Below are 1,414 nucleotides of genomic sequence, written 5' to 3'. Positions count from 1 at the left end.
GGGTGGTCGTTCCGGTGGGTCGGCCGTGCACCGGGAACGCTCACCATCACGATCGCCGCCGCTGGTGCTGGCCGTGCCGGCGGTGTGGGGTTCGGGGTCGTCGTGGAGATCACCGTCGGTGCCGGTGTCTGTCCCGACGCGGGTGTTTGTCTCACCATCACGATCGGCGCCGTCGCCGCTGTCGCGGCTGTCGTCGCGGTCGATGTCGTCGCGGCTGTCGGCGCGGTCGGTGCTGGTACTGGTTTCTGGCTTGCTGCCGCCGCCGGTGTCCGCTGTCTCGGGGGTGTCGCCATGGGCCGTGGTGCCGATGTGGCCGGTGGACAGGGCTGTCCAGGCCAGCCGGGCGAGCACGTCGGCGCGGCGCTGATCGGTGGTGCGCGCGTGTGGGTCACCGGCGGCGGCGTCGCGGCGCTTCAGCGTCTTCTGCCCCGCGTCCAGCACCGCTTTGAGCGCGGCGGCGTCCTCGGCGCGTAGCAGCGCCTCGACCCAGGCCATGCCGTCGCCGGCCGGGGCGACGCACACGTGCCGGCGCTGCTCGGCCTCACGGCGGCGTTCGGCCACGGCGACCGGCGCCAGCCGGTGCAGCAGCGTCTTGACCCGGCGCCGCAACTGGCGCGTGTCCCACTGCGGCGCACGGTCGATCACCGCGGCCTCCACCACCCGCGCCACGTCACGGTCCTGCCCCCGCAACTCCCCCAACAGCACCCGCGCGCGGCGCTCATCCACCCGCCCCGCGGTCAGCGCGGCATGCGTGGCCGCGAAATCCTCCACCAGCTCCACCGACTCCGCGACCAGCGACTCGGCCTGCGACGACGTGACACACAGCGCACCGGTCACCTCCAGCCCGACACACGCGCGCACCGACGACGACACCGCACCCCGCCAGGACGGTTCCGGCCGCATCGACGGACGCCGGGACAGCTCAGCCACCGCCGCGGCCTGCACACCCCGCGCCCACGACATCAACCGCTGACACCCCGCCGCGACCTCCCCCCAACTCCACATCACTCAGCCCCACCAACCCCGCCACACCAGACCCACCAGAAACGTCGCGCCCATCACCGCGCACTTCCGCATCCACCGCTGCCGCCAACCCCGGACCCGGCGCCACCCCCGCCACCGTCGACACCCACCCACCAGCCTCACGCACCACCGCGTAGCCCCCACCCCCATCCGGCACCACCCACAACGGCTCCGCATCCACCAACGAGGCAAGATCGCCCAGCGCGACCCGGCTTTCGTCGTCAGCCACGTCGGGCAGACCGTCGAGCAGGTCATCGAGTGGATCACCACACGAGAGATCACCAGAAACGGCGTTACCCGGACACCACGCCGCATCACGCTCCACCAACGAGGCCGGCAACGGCGCATCGGGCGCATCGACCCAGGCGTCGACGCCCCACCCGCCCGGACC

The 1,414-nt window shown here is 72.8% G+C and carries 1 protein-coding gene and 1 pseudogene; both read right to left on the bottom strand.

Annotated features, from left to right (window positions below):
- On the bottom strand, positions 1 to 963 hold a 963-nt coding region (locus tag CLV30_RS25785; protein ID WP_170119664.1), incomplete at its 3' end, for a DUF222 domain-containing protein.
- Positions 923 to 1,414: pseudogene (locus CLV30_RS27115) on the bottom strand (hypothetical protein); the annotation flags it as partial. The pseudogene CLV30_RS27115 and the gene CLV30_RS25785, both read right to left, overlap by 41 nt.

Source organism: Haloactinopolyspora alba (assembly GCF_003014555.1).
Classification (GTDB): Bacteria; Actinomycetota; Actinomycetes; order Jiangellales; family Jiangellaceae; genus Haloactinopolyspora; species Haloactinopolyspora alba.
This window is presented reverse-complemented; position numbering and strand designations above follow the sequence as displayed.